The organism is Microbacterium sp. NPDC056044, from assembly GCF_042267145.1.
Taxonomy (GTDB): Bacteria; Actinomycetota; Actinomycetes; order Actinomycetales; family Microbacteriaceae; genus Microbacterium.
In genome coordinates this window covers 511,624-528,043 of record NZ_JBHJWZ010000004.1, presented here as the reverse complement: position 1 = coordinate 528,043, position 16,420 = coordinate 511,624, and the positions used below count along the sequence as shown (strand labels likewise).

Below are 16,420 nucleotides of genomic sequence, written 5' to 3'. Positions count from 1 at the left end.
AGCGGGCGCGCGGGTCTACGGGTGAGCGGACGGATGGGCCGACCCGGCGGGCCCGGCGAGTTCGTGCCGGACGCGGTCGATGTCGTCGTTCATCTGCTCGATCAGCGGCTCGATCCCCTCGAACGCGACCATGCCGCGGATCCGCGACACGAACTCGATCTCGACGACGTGGCCGTAGAGGTCGAGGTCGGTCTCGTCGAGCACGTACGCCTCGACCTGGCGCACCTTCACGTCGTCGAACGTGGGGTTCGTGCCGATGCTGATCGCCGCCGGGTACCGCACGCTGCTGCGCGGGACGGATGCCCCGTCCCCTGGCACGCCCTCGTCCACGAGCCAGCCGGCATAGACGCCCTCGGCGGGCACGAATCCTTCGAGGTCGGCAGAGAGGTTCGCCGTAGGGAAGCCCAGCTCGCGACCGCGCTTGAGTCCGTGGACGACCTCACCGCGCACGGCGTGCGGGCGACCGAGCAGACGGGTCGCGCCGGTGACGTCGCCGGCGTCGAGCAGCTCGCGCACCCACGTCGACGAGACGCGGCGGCCGGCGTCGATGGCGCGGACGTCGTCGACGACGTCGACCTCGAAGCCGAACTCGGCCCCCATCTCGCGCAGGAGGTCGGGGTTGCCGGCGCCGCCGCGGCCGAAGCGGAAGTCCGCACCGACCATCACGATGCGCACACCCAGTGCGCCGACGAGCACGTGCTCGACGAACTCGCGCGCCCCGAGGTCGGCGAGGGCGCGATCGAACGTGAGCATCAGGGTCGCGTCCACGCCGGCGTCGGCGAGCAGCCGCAGCTTCTGCTCGACGCCGACCAGGCTCTCGGGGCAGATCTCGGGGCGCAGCAGCGCCAGCGGGTTGCGGTCGAAGGTCACCGCGACGACGCGCGCACCGGAGGCCGCAGCATCCACCATCGCGCGATCGATGACCGCACGGTGTCCTGAGTGCACGCCGTCGAACTTGCCGATCGCGACGACCGAGGGGCCGAAGCCCGCCGGCACCTCGCGCGGGTCGCGGAAGACGATCACGACAGCGCCGCCGCGGCTGCGGGCGCAGGCGCCTCGGCGACGGGGTGATGGGTCGCGAGCCACCAGATGCCGAGGAACGGCAGCACCAGCGGCACGAACAGGTACCCCATGCCGAACCACGACCACACCGTCGGGTGCGCGAAGAGCTCGGGGATGACGAGGCTCAGGGTTCCGATCACGAGCACGCCGACGAGTTCGAACACGATCGCCACCCAGGCCACCGCGTACCAGCCGCGGCGGCCTGCGAACACCAGCGCGAGCGTCGCGACGATGTACACGACGGCCGACAGCGCCGACAGCGTGTAGGCGACCGGCGCCTCGTCGAAGCGCTCGACGATCTGCACGAAGGACCGACCGGTGGCGCCGAGGGCCATGATCGCGTAGACGATCACGAGCACGCGGCCGATGCCGGTCATGCGGGGGCGAGCGGAAGTGGTCGACATAACCAGACGAGTTTAGTTCGTGTCGCTGTGGCCGAGCCGCGCTACGCGACCTGCACGGTCCAGATGACGTACATGCGCCACACCATGACGGCGATCGAGAGCGCCGCGATGCCCATGATGACGGTGCTCCAGCGGCTGCGTTCCAGGAGCGCCCACGCGACGGCGGCGAGCGGCAGCAGCACGGCCGAGACGAGATAGACCCAGAATTCGAGCAGGCTCCCCGACGGCGGGTTGCCCGCGAACGGCGCGACGATCGCGATCACGACCTGCGCGAGCAGCAGCAGTTCGACGACCGCGAGCGAGCCGACCGTCCAGTCGCTGGGGCGACGGCCGGCGAGGCCCGCGATGATGCAGAAGAGTCCCGCCACGACGGCGGCGACGACCTGGACGATCGTGAACCACAGGATCAACGGGCTGCCTCCTCGGGCATGTTCATGGCGCTCTTGACGTCGGCGCCGCGCCGCTCGACGACGCCGACGAGCACGCCGGCCGGGTCGATCGCGGCGGTCGGGTTCGCCGGCAGGCGCTCGGCGGCGCCGAGGAGCCGCTTGCCGTGGCGGAGGTCCCGCGCCTCGTCGGCGGTCACGTCGAACCGGCCGAGCACGGCGGCGGCCGCGGCGGCCGGATCGAGCAGCGGCGCCTCGGCGATCGCGTCGACGGCCGCGGCCTCGGCCACGTCGAAGGGGCCGATGCGCGTGCGCCGCAGGGCGGTCAGATGACCGCCGACGCCGAGCGCGGTGCCGAGGTCGCGCGCGAGCGAGCGGATGTACGTGCCGCTCGAGCAGTCCACGACGACATCGAGGTCGACGGTGGCGCCCGTCCGGCGCTCGGCGACGACGTCGAACCGCGACACGGTGACCTCGCGGGCCTTGAGCTGCACGTCCTCCCCCGACCGCGCGAGGTCGTAGGCACGGCGCCCGTCGACCTTGATCGCCGAATAGGTGCTCGGAACCTGCGAGACGCGCCCGGTCAGCGCCGCGATGCCCGCGGAGATCGCGGCGGAGTCCAGGGACGAGGCATCCGTCTGGGAAATCACCTGGCCCTCGGCGTCGTCGGTGTCGGTCGCGACCCCGAGGCGGATCGTCGCCTCATACGTCTTGTCGAGCCCGACCACGAAGGTCAAGAGGCGCGTCGCGCCCTCGACGCCGAGGACGAGCAGTCCCGTCGCCATCGGGTCGAGCGTGCCGGCGTGGCCGATCTTGCGCGTTCCGAGCGCGCGTCGCGCACGCGCGACGACGTCGTGCGAGGTGATGCCGCCGGGCTTGTCGACCAGCAGGATTCCGGGGGCGGCCATCAGCTGCGCCCCACGATCCGGGGGTGTGCGAGGTCGGCGTTGTCGACGATGACGGATGCCGCGTCCCGCGGCTGCGCCTCGTTCAGGTAGATCTCCTGTCCTTGCCGGTAGCGCGCGTTCGAGGGGGCATCGGGATCGGGATCGGAGTCGTCGCGGAGCGCCATGCGGGCGTATGCCACGTCGAACGGCACGTCGAGCCAGATGGACCAGTCCCACAGGTCCTGCAGCTCGGGCCGGTGGAGGAAGATGCCGTCGACGACGAGCACCGCGTCGAGCGGGGCGGTGACCCACTGCGACTCGACCGGCGCGTCACGCGCGACGTCGAACGCCGTCAGCTGGAACCCTGTCGTACCCGCGGTCTGCGCTCCGTCGCGAAAGGGATCGATCAGCACGCGCCGGAACGTGGCGTAGTCGTAGGAATCCCGGTAGAAGCCCTCGGGGCTGCGTCGCCCGCGGGCGTAGCGCTCCGCACGGGAGCGGTGGAAGCCGTCGATGCCGGCGCGGAACACCGCATCGCCGGTCTCGGCGAACACCTCGGCGAGGCCGTCGGCGAACACCGTCTTGCCCGCGCCGTCGAACCCGTCGATCGCGACGATGACCCGCCCGGCGGGGTACTTCCGCCGCACGCGGTCGCGCAGCTCGCGCCACAGCGTCGTGGTCGGGGTGACGGGCAGGCGCATGCCTCCAGCCTACGGCCGGCGGCGGGACGCCTTCGTCAGCCGCAGAGCTCGTACGGGGGCATCTCCATGGCCGTCACGGTGACGGAGGCGATCACCGGATCCTCCCGATAGGTGAAGAAGATCCTTCCTGCCCGCAGGTGCACGATCGACGAGTCGATCGTGTCCACCGTCTCGACCGCCTCGGGGTAGGCGGCACGCACTTCGTCCACCGTCGAGCCCACGCCGATGCCGTCCGCCGTACGAGGGCCGGGCCCCGCCACGGCGTTCGCCCATGCCTCCGTCGCGACCAGGCCGACGGGACCGGCGTCCGCCGCGTCTGAGGATCCGGCGGTGTAAACGTTGTAGTCCTGGTCCTCCGCGGTCCACCACGCCAGCCAGGCGCACCGCTCAGGATCGTTCGTCGTGCCCGGGGGCATCAGCTCGAGCGCAGCGGAAAACGGCATGCCCAGCTCGATCGGACCGATTCCAGAGTCCGTGATCAGCCAGGTCGAGGGGTCCTCGGGGTCGATCGTCGGTGTCGCGCCGGCGGTCGCGCTCGGTTCCGCTGCGGCTGCCGTGGCAGAGGCGTCGGGACGCGTCGGAGGCGTCGAGGTTTGCGGCCCGGCCGGGCTCGCGCAGCCGGCCAGAACGACGGCGGTCAAGACAAGAAGGGCGGCGGATGCCGTGAGGCGCATGAATCTCTCCTGAGGGATGTCACGAGCACAGTACAAGGCCGCCGGAGGGTCGCGCGGACGAAGCCCCCGCTTCGTGACGCAGTCGTGATGCGTGGCCGATCCGAGGTGCGCGACGCCTACGCTGGATGACATGCCCGACCTCGCCGCTCCGCTGGTCGAGTGGTACCGACAGCATGCGCGCGACCTGCCGTGGCGGCGGCCGGGGTTCGGGGCGTGGGGGGTGCTGGTGAGCGAGTTCATGCTCCAGCAGACGCCGGTGAACCGCGTGATCCCCCACCTCGAGGCGTGGCTTGAACGATGGCCGACGCCCACCGACATGGCCGCAGCCGCCCCCGCCGACGCGGTGCGGCAGTGGGCGAACCTGGGGTACCCCCGGCGGGCGCTGTGGCTGCACCGTGCCGCGGTCGAGATCCGAGACCGTCACGACGGCGTCGTCCCGCGCGATGTCGACGCACTCCTCGCCCTCACCGGCATCGGCGACTACACCGCCCGTGCCGTGGCGGTCTTCGCATACGGCGACCGGCATCCGGTCGTCGACACGAACACCCGTCGCGTCCTGGCACGCGCCGTCGACGGCAGGTCGCAGCCGGGTCCCCCGGCACGGCGCGACCTCAACGCCATGGACGCGATCCTCCCCCGCGACCGCGAGACGGCTGCCATCGTGAACGCGGCCGCGATGGAGCTCGGGGCGACGGTGTGCACGGCCCGCACTCCTCGGTGCGACGTCTGCCCGCTCAGCGATCGCTGCGCCTGGCTCGCCGCGGGCAGGCCCGACACGGGCGACGAGCGGCGCAAGCAGGCACGGTACGAAGGCAGCGACCGGCAGGCGCGGGGCGCGGTGCTCAAGACGCTGAGGGATGCCGCGACCCACGCAGTCCCGCTGGCCGAGGTCGTACCGGACTGGCCTGACGCGCTGCAGCGCGACCGCGCCATCGACTCGCTCATCACAGACGGACTCGCCGAAGCTGTCGACGGGATGCTGCGGCTGCCGGCCTGACGGCGCCGTCGACGCGAAACGCCGCGACCGAGGAACTCGATCGCGGCGTTCTGCGTGCGTGGAGGGCGCTTACTCGTCTTCGTCGAGTTCGCGCGGCTTGAGGTACGGGTCGGCGTCGCCGGCGTACGTGGCCGACGCGGCGAGACCCGCGACCGCGGCATCCCGCTCCTGCGCCTCGCGGAGCAGGTCGGCGATGTGACCGGCGTTCTCGGGGATCGCGTCGGGGATGAACTCGAGCGACGGGGTGAGACGCACGTTGAGGTGCTTGCCCACCTCGGAGCGCAGCATCCCGGTCGCCGCCTTGAGGGCCTTCGCGGAATCCTCGCGCTCCTCCGCCGAACCCAGCACCGTGTAGAACACGGACGCATGCTGCAGGTCGCCGGTGACGCGGACGTCAGTGATGGTGACGAAGCCCAGCCGCGGGTCGCGCAGACCCTTCTCGAGACGCTCGGCCAGGATCACGCGGATGCGGTCGCCCAGACGGGCCTGACGTTCAGAAGACATTGACGTGCTCCTTTCGAAGCGTGAGGGACGCCCTGACGGATCAGGACGCCCCTCACGGTGCGCGGCTTACGCGCGGGGCTTCTCGACCATCTCGGTGGTCTCGATCTCGTCGCCCACCTGGATGTCGTTGTACTTGCCGAGGCCGATACCGCACTCGAAGTCCGTGCGGACCTCGGTCACGTCGTCCTTGAAGCGGCGCAGCGACTCGATCGCCAGACCGTCCGCGAGGACCACGCCGTCGCGGATGACGCGCGCCTTGGCGTTGCGCGTGATCGTGCCCGAGCGGACGATGACACCCGCGATGTTGCCGAACTTCGAGGAGCGGAACACCTCGCGGATCTCGGCGACACCCGACTGGACCTCTTCGTACTCCGGCTTGAGCAGGCCCTTGAGCGACTGCTCGACGTCGTCGATCGCGTTGTAGATGACCGAGTAGAACCGGACATCCACACCCTCGCGGGCGGCGCGCTCGCGCGCCTTCGTGTCGGGACGGACGTTGAAGCCGATGACGATCGCGTTGTCGATCGTCGCGAGGTTGATGTCGGACTCGGTGATCGCACCCACGCCGCGGTGGATGATCCGCAGCTGGACGGAGTCGTCGACCTCGATCTTGAGCAGCGACTCCTCGAGCGCCTCGACGGCACCCGACACGTCACCCTTGATGATGAGGTTGAGCGACTCGACCTTGCCCTCTTCGAGAGCACGGGTGAAGTCCTCGAGCGAGATGCGCTTGCGGGCCTTGGCCAGCTGCGCGTTGCGCTCGGCCGCTTCACGCTTCTCGGCGATCTGGCGGGCGGTGCGGTCCTCCTCGGTCACGATGAACGTGTCGCCGGCTCGCGGCACCGAGTTGAGACCCTGCACCTGCACCGGACGCGAGGGGTAGGCCTCGAGCACGGGGTCGCCGTTCTCGTCCGCCATGGCACGGACGCGGCCGTAGGCCGTGCCCGCGACGATCGCGTCGCCGACGCGCAGCGTTCCGGACTGGATGAGCACCGTGGCCACCGATCCGCGACCCTTGTCGAGCTTCGCCTCGATGGCGACACCGCGGGCGTCCTTGTTCGGGTTGGCCGTGAGGTCCAGGCCGGCGTCCGCCGTGAGCAGCACCGCGTCGAGCAGCTCCTGGATGCCGGTGCCCTGACGGGCCGACACATCCACGAACATGACGTCGCCGCCGTACTCCTCTGCGACCAGGCCGTACTCGGTGAGCTGCTGGCGCACCTTGGCCGGGTTGGCGTCGGGCTTGTCGACCTTGTTCACCGCGACCACGATCGGCACGTTGGCCGCCTGCGCGTGGTTCAGGGCCTCGACCGTCTGCGGCATGATGCCGTCGTCGGCCGCGACCACGAGGATCGCGAGGTCGGTCACCTGCGCACCACGGGCACGCATGGCGGTGAACGCCTCGTGACCCGGGGTGTCGATGAAGGTGATCGCGCGCTCGATGCCCTCGTGCTCGGTCCAGACCTGGTAGGCACCGATGTGCTGCGTGATGCCGCCGGCCTCGCCCGCGACCACGTTGGTCTGGCGGATGGCGTCGAGCAGTCGCGTCTTACCGTGGTCGACGTGACCCATGACGGTCACGACCGGAGGCCGGATCTCGAGGTCTTCCTCGTTCTCCGCCTCCAGCTCGGCCTCGAGATCGAGACCGAAGCCCTCGAGGAGCTCCTTGTCCTCGTCCTCGGGCGAGACCATCTGGATCTTGTAGCCGAGCTCGGCGCCGAGCACCTCGAACGTGGCCTCGTCCAGCGACTCGGTGGCCGTGGCCATCTCGCCGAGGTTGAAGAGGATCGTCACGAGCGTGCCGGGCTGCACGGTGTAGCCGCGCAGGGCCTCGAGCTTGTCGGCGAAGTCGGCGATCGATGCGCCGCGGCGCAGGCGGATGATCTCGCCGTTGCCCTTCGAGACGTTGACGCCGCCGACGACCGGCGCCGACCGCATCTCGAACTCTTGACGCTTCGCCCGACGCGACTTGCGCTGCTTCGACTTGCCGCCGCCCTTGCCGAAGGCACCTGCGGTACCACCGCCGGGGCCACGGCCACGACCGCCGCCGCCACCGGGACGACCGGCGAAGCCGCCGGGTGCGCCCGCACCGGGCGCGCCGCCGGGACGCTGGAAGCCGCCGGCACCGCCGGGACGACCGGGACCGCCGGGACGCTGCTGGAACGGGGCGCCGGGACGACCGCCGCCACCGGGGCGACCTGCGCCACCCGGACGCGGGGCGCCGGGGCGAGGAGCGCCAGGGCGCGGGGCCTGGGGACGCGGGATGTTGCCGGGGCTCGGGCGCTGGCCCATGCCCTGCGACGACGCGAACGGGTTGTTGCCCGGACGCGGGCCGGCGGGACGCTGGCCCATGCCCTGCGAGGACGCGAAGGGGTTGTTGCCGGGGCGCGGCGTGCCACCCGGACGCGGCGGCTGCGGCGTCGCCGCGGCGGGGCCGGGCTTGGGCGCGCCGGGCGCGGCCGGAGCCTTGGCGGCGGGAGCCGCCTGGGCGGCGGGTGCCGGAGCAGCAGGGGCCTTCGCGGCGGGAGCCGCCGGTGCGGCCTCCGCCGGTGCCGCCTTCGCCGCCGGAGCGGCGGGGGCTGCCGGACGCGCCGGGCCGGGCTTCGCAGCCGGGCCGGGACGACCCGCAGGTGCACCGGGCTTCGCCGCGGGGGCGGCGGGCGCCGCAGAGGGCTTCGCCGCAGCGGGCGCCGCGTCAGCGGACTTGGCCGCGCCGTCGGCTTCGAGCGCAGCGCGGAGCTTGCGCGCTACGGGGGGTTCGATGGTGGACGAGGGGCTCTTGACGTATTCGCCGAGCGCCTTCAGCTTCTCGAGTGCGACCTTGCTGTCGACGCCGAGCTCGGAAGCGATCTCGTGCACGCGTGGTTTGCCAGCCACTAATTTCTCCTGTCTGGGGTCCACCCCGGGACAGGGCAGACCGTTATTCGCGGACGGGTCTCATTTCGAGCCGTTCACTTTGTTTCCATAGCCGTTCAGCCTTTTCGCTGGATGTGCTTTTCGATGGTCTGCGTGTCAAGCGGGCCTGACACACGCAATGCCCGCACGAAGGCGCGGCGCCGGATGGCGGCATCCACGCACTCCGGCGTCTCGTGCACCCACGCGCCTCTTCCGGGCATCGATGCGCGCTCGTCGACGACGAGGACGGAATCGATGGAGACCACTCTGAGGAGAGCGGACCGGAGAGTACGCGTACGGCATCCGACGCACGTTCGTACGGCTTCCATGTTACACCCCGGGGCTGGGAGCCAGCGCCGCGCGGGCGCCTCAGCGCTCCTCGAGGATCGAGTCCGGCTGGATGTCGATCTTCGCGCCGGTGAGCTTCGCGGCGAGGCGGGCGTTCTGCCCTTCCTTGCCGATCGCGAGCGACAGCTGGTAGTCGGGCACGAGCGCGCGCACGGCCTTGTTCGAGGCATCCAGGATGAAGCTCGAGGTCACCTTCGCGGGCGACAGCGCGTTCGCGACGAACTTCGCGAGCTCGGGGTCGTAGTCGACGATGTCGATCTTCTCGCCGCCGAGCTCCTCGGTGACCGCGCGCACACGGCGACCGAGTTCGCCGATGCAGGCGCCCTTGGCGTTGATCGACGGGTCGTTGGCCTTCACCGCGATCTTGGTGCGGTGGCCGGCCTCGCGCGCGAGCGAGACGATCTCGACGAGGCCCGCGGGGATCTCGGGCACCTCGAGCGCGAAGAGCTTGCGGACGAGCCCCGGGTGCGTGCGCGACACGGTGATCTGCGGGCCCTTGGTGCCCTTCGCGACCGAGGTCACGTAGACGCGCAGGCGGGCGCCGTGGGCGTAGTCCTCGCCGGGCACCTGCTCCTCGGGCGGCAGGATCGCCTCGACGGTGCCGAGGTCGACGTGCACCATGCGCGGGTTCGGGCCCTGCTGCACGACGCCGGCGACGATGTCGCCCTCCTTGCCGCGGAACTCCCCCAGCACGGCATCGTCCGCGATGTCGCGGAGGCGCTGGCTGATGACCTGCTTCGCGGCGAACGCGGCGATGCGGCCGAAGTCCTCGGGGGTCGACTCCTCTTCGCCGACGACCGCGCCCTCGTCGTCGAGCAGCGGGATGAACACGGCCACGTGACCGGTCTTGCGGTCCAGCTCCGCGCGCGCGCCCTCCGGCAGCTCGCCGGTGGGCGAGGTGTGCTTGGCGTAGGCGGTCAGGATCGCCTGTTCGATGATGCGCACAAGCTCGTCGAAGGGGATCTCCTTCTCGCGCTCGACAGTCCGCAGCAGTCCGAGATCGATGTCCACAGTGGCCTCCGTATTCAGCTCTCACCGGCACGCCTGCGCGCGCCGGAACCCTCCAACATTACCGGATGCCGCGTCCGGCGGTTCTGCGAGTCGGCTCCGAGCCCCACGGGGCCGCCGTCGCACCGCTCATCCCTGCGCCGGGCAGTCGTCCACGTGGGTGTCGGAGTGGCGGAACCGGGCGTCGGTCCATTCGATCAGCACCGGCACGAAATGCGATCCCGGAAGGAGGGTGCGCAGGTGGTCGTAGCCGCGGTACTGGAGGCTCCGCACCTGATTGCCGTCGGCGCAGAGCCGGTCCACGAACTCGTCCTGCAGGTGCGGCGGGATGACCTCGTCCTCGTCGCCCCACGCGATGAGGATCGGCTGGGTCCACGGCCCGTTCGGGGTGTTGTCCTCCAGGCGCCGGCCGAGCGCCCCGGCGGTGAGGTCGCCGACGTACAGCGGACGGTCCTCCGAGACGCCGAGCGCGGTCGCGACCGACACGATCACGCCGGGTTCCGACGGGCACCGCTGCGTCATCTCCCGGACGATCGCCTCCGAGCCGGGGGCGATGTAGCGGGTGAGGTCGACGTCGTCGTACGTGTCGGCGTACGGCACGAGCACCCACGAGATGAGGATCGACAGCAGCGCGTTCGCGTCGCCGCTGGTCAGCTCCTCCGCGAGCGCGACGGGTTCCGCGGCGGGCGCCAGCAGCGCGGTGCCGCGCACGTCGAGGCCGGGTGCGTAGTCCTCCGCGATCTGCGAGGTCCACAGGGCCGCGTGCCCGCCCTGCGAGTGCCCCCACACGGCGGTCCGGCTCGAGAGGGTGACGCCCTCGAGCTCCCGCGCCGCAATGACCGCGTCCAGCGACGACCGCGCCTCACCGCGGCCGATGAGGTACGGGAAGACGCCGGGCGCACCCTGCCCCGAGTAGTCGGAGGCCACGACCACCCAGCCGTTCGCGACGGCCTGGTCGAGACCCGGGATCGCCCACTTCGTCGCCGACGCATCGCGCAGGCTCGGCGCACAGCCGCGTGCGACCCCCGTGGTGCCGTGGTTCCACACGACGACCGGCCGCGGTCCGGGCGGCGGGTCCTGGGGAACGATGACGAGGGCGCTGGCCACCGCCGGCTGGCCGTTGGCGTCCCGCGTCGTGTACAGGATGCGATGGACGTCGGCGCCCGCGGGCTTCTGGCCCGTGAAGTCGTCGCTGCGGATCAGACGCCCGTGGTCGTAGGGCACGACCTCCGGCGGATCGTAGAACGCGTCCACGACCTGCGCGCCGTCCGCGAACCACGAGTTCGCCCACCATCCGCCGACCGCGAGCACCACCAGCAGCACCGAGAGCGCATAGCGCCCCGCCGCCAGCCATGCGGCGCGGACGCGGCGGCGTCTCGGTGACGCGGAGGCGGGGACGGATGCGGCGGGCAGCCCCGTCGCCGGCACAGACCGTCTGCCCTCCACGAACGCGCGCACCGCGCGCACGAGGAGGGTCGCCCCGAACACGATCGTGCGCACCCCGAAGATCACCGCGACGAGCAGCACCGTGACATCCGGCCACGCGTACGACAGGATGCCGAACGCGATCTGGGTGCCGCCCCACACCGCCGCGAGCACGCGCTGGCTGACGTTGCCGCGCGATACGGCGTCGTAGACCGACGCGAGCCCGCCCAGCACGAGCAGCACGGCGATGATCTCGGGCAGCAGCTCGAGCGTGCGGCCGAGACCGAACAGGATCGCGAGGCCCAGCACGATCCACAGCCCACCGAACATCACGCGTGACCACAGCGGCGTCTCGGGCGCGGCGAACAGGCGCGCGAAGCCTGAGAATACGGCGCTGAGACCCACGTAGACGGTGAGCAGCACGAGGGAGGTGAGCGGCCGCGTGACGATGAGCAGCCCGACCAGGAGCGACAGCGCGCCCACGACGACGAGCACGACGGGCGGAGCCGCGCGCACCAGACGAGGTACGACGCTCCAGCCCGTCGCGGGCAGTCGACGGCCCTCGCGGATCATCCGCCCCATGATAGATCGACTGCGTATGAGGCCCCGCAAAGGCGTCTGCGCCCGCACGGCCGGTTGCCACCGCGGGAAGACGGCGTCAAGCCCCTGCCGGGCGCCGTCGCGAGGGCTACCGTGAGGGCGTGGCGACCCCTGACGGTGTCAAGGCGAACGCGAAGCACTTCGCGCGCGAGGCGGAGTCGAGCTCCGTCTTCGAGACGTTCGCGCGCGCCGGGTACGTCGCGAACGGGCTCATCCACGCGCTCATCGGCGTCATCGTGATCGTGATCGCCTCGGGCGGCGACGGCGAGGGCGACCAGGCCGGCGCCATGAAGGCCGTCGCCGGCGCGCCGGTGGGCTTCGTCGTGCTGTGGCTCATCGCGATCGGCCTGTGGGCGCTGGCGCTCTGGCATGTGAGCGAGGGCGTACTGGCGCACGATCTCTCGGGCGACGCCAAGGGTGCGGCGCGCAAGTGGAGCCGCCGGGCCGCCGAGTTCGGCCAGGCGGCGGTGTTCCTCGCACTCGGGGCGATCTCTGCGGCGGTCGCGATGGGCGCGCGGCCCGACGGCGAGAAGACCGCCGAGGGCGCGAGCCGGAACCTCCTGCAGGTTCCCGGCGGCCCCATCGTCCTCGGGCTCCTCGGCGTCGCCATCGGCATCGGCGGCGTCGCGTTCGTCGTCATGGGCGTGCGCCGCAGCTTCCGCGCGCGCATGCGCATCCCCGAGGGTGGCCTCGGGTGGGGTCTCACGGCCTTGGGTGTCGTCGGCTTCGTCGCCAAGGGCGTAGCCCTCCTGATCGTCGGCGTGCTGCTCGTCGTCGCGGCGGTCCGCGTGGACGCGAAGGCGGCGGGCGGCCTCGACGGCGCGATCGACGCACTGCTCGCGCTTCCGCTCGGTCCCGCGCTGGCGTGGGTCGTGGGCCTCGGCTTCCTCGCGTACGGCGTCTTCACGATCGCCCGCGCACGCTTCGCCTGGATGTGACAGGACGCGGAGTCGGGCGTAGGCCGCAGCATCCATCGTGTCAATGGTCTGGTGTGCCCCTGCGACGCGACCGACGCTGAGGGGCATGACGCACACAGAGGAAGATCTCGTCACCGGTCCGGAAGCCATCGCGCGGGTCAAGGAACTCGTCGAAGACATCGACTTCACCATGCTGACCACGCAGGATGCCGCCGGGAACCTCGTCAGCCGCCCGATGAGCACCCGTCAGATGGACGCCCAGGGCGACATCTGGTTCTTCACCCTCGCGGGCACCGGCAAGGTGGCCGAGAGCCAGGCCGACCCCCATCACGACGTCGGGCTGTCGTATCTCGACGCGAAGGGGCACCGTTACGTGTCGGTCGCCGGCCGCGCCGAGGTGGTGCGCGACGAGGCGAAGATGAAGGAGCTGTACTCCCCCAGCCTCGACATCTGGTTCGAAGACGGGCTCGACACCCCCGGCATCGTGCTGCTGAGGGTGACGCCCGTCGAGTGCGAGTTCTGGGAGCCCCGGCACGGCAAGCTCGTCGCCGCGGCGGGCATGCTCAAGGCGCTGGTGACCCGCGACACCCCCGACGACACGATGTCGCACGGCAGGGTGAGCTGCTGACGCGACCCGTCGCGCGCGTTCCGCGTGCGCGTCGCGGCGCTGATCCCGCGCTCGGCCATACTGGCCGTGCAGGATTCGACCGGCGCTGGCGATGCACAGGAGGCACGCATGACCGACGGCACGACGAACATCGCGATCACCGACGCCGTCCGCGTCCCCCGCGGGGGCGGCCTGCGCGTCGCCGACCCGGGGCTCATCGGGCTGCTGGGCTTCGTGATCGCCACCGTCACCGCCCAGCTCGCGCACCTCGGCCTGCAGGACGACGCCCCGGTCTTCTGGGTGGGTGCGGTGTTCGGCGGCGTGGTGCAGGTGACCGCCGGGATGCTGTCGTACTTCGCGGGCGACAACTTCCACTTCATCGTCTACAACGCGTTCGGGTGGTACTGGATCGTGGTGCCCGGGTTCCTCCTGGGCGAGGAGCTGGGCTTCTTCGAGGTCACCGCGCAGGCGCGGGGGCTGTTCTCGCTCGTCTTCGCGATCCTGGCGCTGCTCTTCACGCCCGCCGGGGCCGTGCACAACACGGTGCTGCCCATCACGCTGCTGAGCGTCTCGCTGGGTCTGGGGCTCCAGTCCGTCGCGGCCTTCACCGACACCGAGGGACCCGCGATCGCGGGCTCGATCCTGCTCATGCTCGCGTCGGCGCTGGCCGCCTACATGCTCGTGGAGAAGTTCTATTGGCGCACGATCGGGCGCCGGGTCGTGCCGCTCGGCCCGCCGTGGATCCTGGGCGACCCCAACCCGGAATCCTGATGCCGCAACGCCGACACCGCCCCGCCTGAGACAAGCGGGGCGGTGTCGCTCTCCGGTGGACGGGCTCAGCCGCGGTAGACCTGCACGACCGAGGGGCGCGGCGCCGTGGCGACTGCACCGGCCGCCGTCGAGCCGTAGTCGGGGAACAACGACGTGGGCGCGGCGAACGTGCCGTTCTCCCCCGGGTGCTGCACCGCGACGAACACGAGGCCGTCCTTGTCGTGGATGACGGGCCCGCACGTCTCCGCCTCGCGCGGCACCGACAGGAACTGCTGCACGTGGCCGCGCTCTGCGCCCTCGAGCGGCACCAGGAACAGACCGTCGTTGTAGCCGATCGTGCTCGGCGCGCCGTCGGTCGAGATCCAGAGGTTGCCCGCCGAGTCGAACGCGACGTTGTCGGGGCACGAGATCGGCGACACGAGCTCCTTCGGGAAGCCGGCGAAGTACGAGTTCGCGAACGCGGCAGGGTCGCCGCAGAGGAGCAGGATGCTCCAGCCGAACGTCGTGCCCGACTGCCCGGCGAGCTCGGTCATCTCCACGACGTGGCCGAAGCGGTTCCCCGTGACCGGGTTGGCCTCGTCGATCGTCGCCGCCGAGCGCGTCGAGTTGTTCGTGAGCGCGAGGTACACCTTGCCGGTCTTCGGGCTCGGCTCGACGTCCTCCGGGCGGTCCATCTTCGTCGCGCCCACGGCATCCGCCGCCAGGCGCGTGTAGACGAGCACCTCCTCGGTCGTGAACCCGGGGACGACGCTCTTGCCGTTCCGCGTGAGCGGGATCCAGACGCCCGAGCCGTCGAACCTCCCGTCGGCGGGCAGGGCGCCGGTGCCGGTGATCTGGCTCGCGGGCGAGTTGCCCGAGAACTTCGCGACGTACAGGTCGCCCTCGCTCAGCAGCTGCAGGTTCTTCTTGCGCGAGCCCGAGATCTTGTTCTTCGAGACGAACTTGTACAGGTAGTCGTTGCGCTCGTCGTCGCCCATGTACGCGACCACACGGCCGTCCTCGGCGACGATGACGTTCGCGCCCTCGTGCTTGAAGCGGCCCATCGCCGTGTGCTTGCGCGGGGTCGAGGTCGGGTCCTGCGGGTCGATCTCGACGATGTAGCCGAAGCGGTTGGGCTCGTTGACGTAATCGGCGTTGTGCGCGTCGAAGCGCGGGTCGTACTTCTCCCAGCCGGTCGAGGTCGAGGTCGACGACGTGGCCTGGTAGCGCTTCTGCCCGGCCGTGTCGGCCGCCCACGCGAAGTAGCCGTTGAAGTTCTCCTCGCCCGAGAGGATCGTGCCCCACGGCGTGGTGCCGCCGGCGCAGTTGCCGAGCGTGCCGTGCACCCAGCGGCCCTCGGGGTCGGCGGCGGTCTTCACGAGGTCGCTGCCCGCGGCGGGGCCGGTGAGCTCGAACACCGTCTCGACCGTGATGCGCCGGTTGCGCTTGCCGCCGACGACGTACGACCACGGCGCGCCGGTGCGCTTGCGCGTGATCTCGACGACCGACATGCCCTGCGCGGCCTTGTAGATGTCGCCGCGTCGCTGCAGCTCGGCCGGGTCGGACGACGGCGGGAACATGATGTTCGGGTTGACGTACTCGTGGTTGTTCACCAGCACGCCGGTCTTGCCGCTCGGGTCCGCGACGATGTCGAGGTAGTCGCAGTTGTAGCCGAACTGCACGGCCTGTGCAGCGGGCGTCTGCGCGTCGATGTCGAACGCGGGGGCGTTCGAGAACAGCGGGTCGCCCCAGCGGATGATCGGGCGCCACGTGTAGCCGCCCGGCACGGTGAACTCGTCGACAGTGGCGCCCACCGGGTCGATCGGGTCGAACGGGAGGCTGCCCCCCACGGGACGTGCGAACGCGGCACCCGCTCCCCCGACGCCCGACGACCCCGGACCCGACAGGGGCGCCTGCCCGCGGAGGCCGCCGACGGCGACGGCGACAGCGCCCGCGGCGCCGAGCCCGAGGAGCGCGCGGCGCGACAGTGCGGCGGCGGCGACATCCTGGAACGTCTCGTTGTGCGACGTGTTGCACTCGGGTCCGAGGCACGCGTTGGCGCACTTGTACTGGCACGTCACGGCGAGGCGCTTGCCTCGTGCGTGGTCGGCCATGGGCAGGGAACGGCGGAATCCTTCGATGATGCTCACGAGCGTCCTCTCGGCATGCATGACAGCGGGCTGGCGTGGGGTGGCGCCAGCATCCTCGCGCACAGCGAAGCCCGCCGGAACCCGAGGTGAACGGCCGGCTACGAGGCC

The 16,420-nt window shown here is 71.2% G+C and carries 16 protein-coding genes; 4 read left to right on the top strand and 12 right to left on the bottom strand.

Annotation, left to right across the window (positions count from 1 at the left end):
- Positions 1-15: 15 nt before the first annotated feature.
- The 6 genes from ACFC1I_RS14325 to ACFC1I_RS14300 are packed head-to-tail and all read right to left on the bottom strand — an operon-like array spanning position 16 to position 4,114.
- Complete coding sequence (locus ACFC1I_RS14325) at positions 16-1,023, bottom strand: bifunctional riboflavin kinase/FAD synthetase (RefSeq protein ID WP_376010570.1); 1,008 nt, start codon at positions 1,021-1,023, stop codon at positions 16-18.
- Positions 1,020-1,466 carry a hypothetical protein gene (locus tag ACFC1I_RS14320; protein WP_376010567.1) on the bottom strand — a complete coding sequence of 149 codons (447 nt, stop codon included), beginning with the start codon at positions 1,464-1,466 and terminating at the stop codon, positions 1,020-1,022. The genes ACFC1I_RS14325 and ACFC1I_RS14320 overlap by 4 nt, the downstream gene beginning before the upstream one ends.
- A 41-nt stretch (positions 1,467-1,507) precedes the next feature.
- Entirely contained in the window at positions 1,508-1,876 is a 369-nt protein-coding gene (locus ACFC1I_RS14315) for a hypothetical protein (RefSeq protein ID WP_376010565.1), read from the bottom strand.
- Positions 1,873-2,760: a tRNA pseudouridine(55) synthase TruB gene (gene truB / locus ACFC1I_RS14310; protein WP_376010563.1), complete on the bottom strand. Its 888-nt coding sequence runs from the start codon at positions 2,758-2,760 to the stop codon at positions 1,873-1,875. Before truB ends, ACFC1I_RS14315 begins: the two co-directional genes overlap by 4 nt.
- On the bottom strand, positions 2,760-3,440 hold the full coding sequence (locus tag ACFC1I_RS14305; protein WP_376010561.1) for a uridine kinase: 681 nt from the start codon (positions 3,438-3,440) through the stop codon (positions 2,760-2,762). Before ACFC1I_RS14305 ends, truB begins: the two co-directional genes overlap by 1 nt.
- A 35-nt stretch (positions 3,441-3,475) precedes the next feature.
- Positions 3,476-4,114, bottom strand: coding sequence for a hypothetical protein (locus tag ACFC1I_RS14300; protein WP_376010559.1), 639 nt, complete (start codon positions 4,112-4,114; stop codon positions 3,476-3,478).
- 130 nt (positions 4,115-4,244) lie between these two features.
- Between ACFC1I_RS14300 and ACFC1I_RS14295 the strand changes: the two genes are divergently transcribed.
- Complete coding sequence (locus ACFC1I_RS14295; RefSeq protein WP_376010556.1) at positions 4,245-5,111, top strand: A/G-specific adenine glycosylase; 867 nt, start codon at positions 4,245-4,247, stop codon at positions 5,109-5,111.
- 69 nt (positions 5,112-5,180) lie between these two features.
- Here the strand turns inward: ACFC1I_RS14295 and rbfA are convergent, their stop codons facing one another.
- The 5 genes from rbfA to ACFC1I_RS14270 all read right to left on the bottom strand — a co-directional run bounded on the left by rbfA (position 5,181) and on the right by ACFC1I_RS14270 (position 11,861).
- Positions 5,181-5,615: a 30S ribosome-binding factor RbfA gene (rbfA, locus tag ACFC1I_RS14290; protein ID WP_045296353.1), complete on the bottom strand. Its 435-nt coding sequence runs from the start codon at positions 5,613-5,615 to the stop codon at positions 5,181-5,183.
- Positions 5,616-5,681: 66 nt separating this feature from the next.
- Positions 5,682-8,489, bottom strand: coding sequence for a translation initiation factor IF-2 (infB, locus tag ACFC1I_RS14285; protein ID WP_376010554.1), 2,808 nt, complete (start codon positions 8,487-8,489; stop codon positions 5,682-5,684).
- Positions 8,490-8,584: 95 nt separating this feature from the next.
- The gene (locus ACFC1I_RS14280; protein WP_376010551.1) at positions 8,585-8,836 is read right to left on the bottom strand and encodes a YlxR family protein; all 252 of its coding nucleotides are present in this window, start codon (positions 8,834-8,836) and stop codon (positions 8,585-8,587) included.
- A 40-nt stretch (positions 8,837-8,876) separates the two neighbouring features.
- Positions 8,877-9,866 (bottom strand): transcription termination factor NusA, encoded by a 990-nt coding sequence (gene nusA / locus ACFC1I_RS14275; RefSeq protein ID WP_376010549.1) that lies wholly within the window; start codon positions 9,864-9,866, stop codon positions 8,877-8,879.
- 126 nt (positions 9,867-9,992) lie between these two features.
- Positions 9,993-11,861 (bottom strand): lipase family protein, encoded by a 1,869-nt coding sequence (locus ACFC1I_RS14270; RefSeq protein WP_376010546.1) that lies wholly within the window; start codon positions 11,859-11,861, stop codon positions 9,993-9,995.
- Between the two features lie 128 nt (positions 11,862-11,989).
- On the opposite strand from ACFC1I_RS14270, the gene ACFC1I_RS14265 reads away from it, so the two are divergent.
- From ACFC1I_RS14265 to ACFC1I_RS14255, 3 genes are all read left to right on the top strand, one after another.
- Positions 11,990-12,826, top strand: coding sequence for a DUF1206 domain-containing protein (locus tag ACFC1I_RS14265; protein WP_376010544.1), 837 nt, complete (start codon positions 11,990-11,992; stop codon positions 12,824-12,826).
- Between the two features lie 85 nt (positions 12,827-12,911).
- Positions 12,912-13,433 (top strand): pyridoxamine 5'-phosphate oxidase family protein, encoded by a 522-nt coding sequence (locus ACFC1I_RS14260; RefSeq protein WP_376010541.1) that lies wholly within the window; start codon positions 12,912-12,914, stop codon positions 13,431-13,433.
- Positions 13,434-13,541: 108 nt separating this feature from the next.
- Positions 13,542-14,183 (top strand): acetate uptake transporter family protein, encoded by a 642-nt coding sequence (locus tag ACFC1I_RS14255; RefSeq protein WP_376010539.1) that lies wholly within the window; start codon positions 13,542-13,544, stop codon positions 14,181-14,183.
- A 65-nt stretch (positions 14,184-14,248) separates the two neighbouring features.
- Here ACFC1I_RS14255 and ACFC1I_RS14250 read toward each other — a convergent pair whose 3' ends face one another.
- Complete coding sequence (locus ACFC1I_RS14250) at positions 14,249-16,276, bottom strand: PhoX family phosphatase (protein ID WP_376010889.1); 2,028 nt, start codon at positions 16,274-16,276, stop codon at positions 14,249-14,251.
- Positions 16,277-16,420: the final 144 nt, after the last annotated feature.

What these genes read in the sequence shown, in the direction of transcription:
- ACFC1I_RS14305 (WP_376010561.1), bottom strand. Translation starts at nt 3,440, where the DNA reads ATGCGCCTGCCCGTCACCCCGACCACGACGCTGTGGCGCGAGCTGCGC.
- ACFC1I_RS14250 (WP_376010889.1), bottom strand. Translation starts at nt 16,276, where the DNA reads ATGGCCGACCACGCACGAGGCAAGCGCCTCGCCGTGACGTGCCAGTAC.
- ACFC1I_RS14260 (WP_376010541.1), top strand. Translation starts at nt 12,912, where the DNA reads ATGACGCACACAGAGGAAGATCTCGTCACCGGTCCGGAAGCCATCGCG.
- ACFC1I_RS14295 (WP_376010556.1), top strand. Translation starts at nt 4,245, where the DNA reads ATGCCCGACCTCGCCGCTCCGCTGGTCGAGTGGTACCGACAGCATGCG.
- ACFC1I_RS14320 (WP_376010567.1), bottom strand. Translation starts at nt 1,466, where the DNA reads ATGTCGACCACTTCCGCTCGCCCCCGCATGACCGGCATCGGCCGCGTG.
- ACFC1I_RS14280 (WP_376010551.1), bottom strand. Translation starts at nt 8,836, where the DNA reads ATGGAAGCCGTACGAACGTGCGTCGGATGCCGTACGCGTACTCTCCGG.
- ACFC1I_RS14270 (WP_376010546.1), bottom strand. Translation starts at nt 11,861, where the DNA reads ATGATCCGCGAGGGCCGTCGACTGCCCGCGACGGGCTGGAGCGTCGTA.
- truB (WP_376010563.1), bottom strand. Translation starts at nt 2,760, where the DNA reads ATGGCCGCCCCCGGAATCCTGCTGGTCGACAAGCCCGGCGGCATCACC.
- ACFC1I_RS14255 (WP_376010539.1), top strand. Translation starts at nt 13,542, where the DNA reads ATGACCGACGGCACGACGAACATCGCGATCACCGACGCCGTCCGCGTC.
- ACFC1I_RS14300 (WP_376010559.1), bottom strand. Translation starts at nt 4,114, where the DNA reads ATGCGCCTCACGGCATCCGCCGCCCTTCTTGTCTTGACCGCCGTCGTT.
- rbfA (WP_045296353.1), bottom strand. Translation starts at nt 5,615, where the DNA reads ATGTCTTCTGAACGTCAGGCCCGTCTGGGCGACCGCATCCGCGTGATC.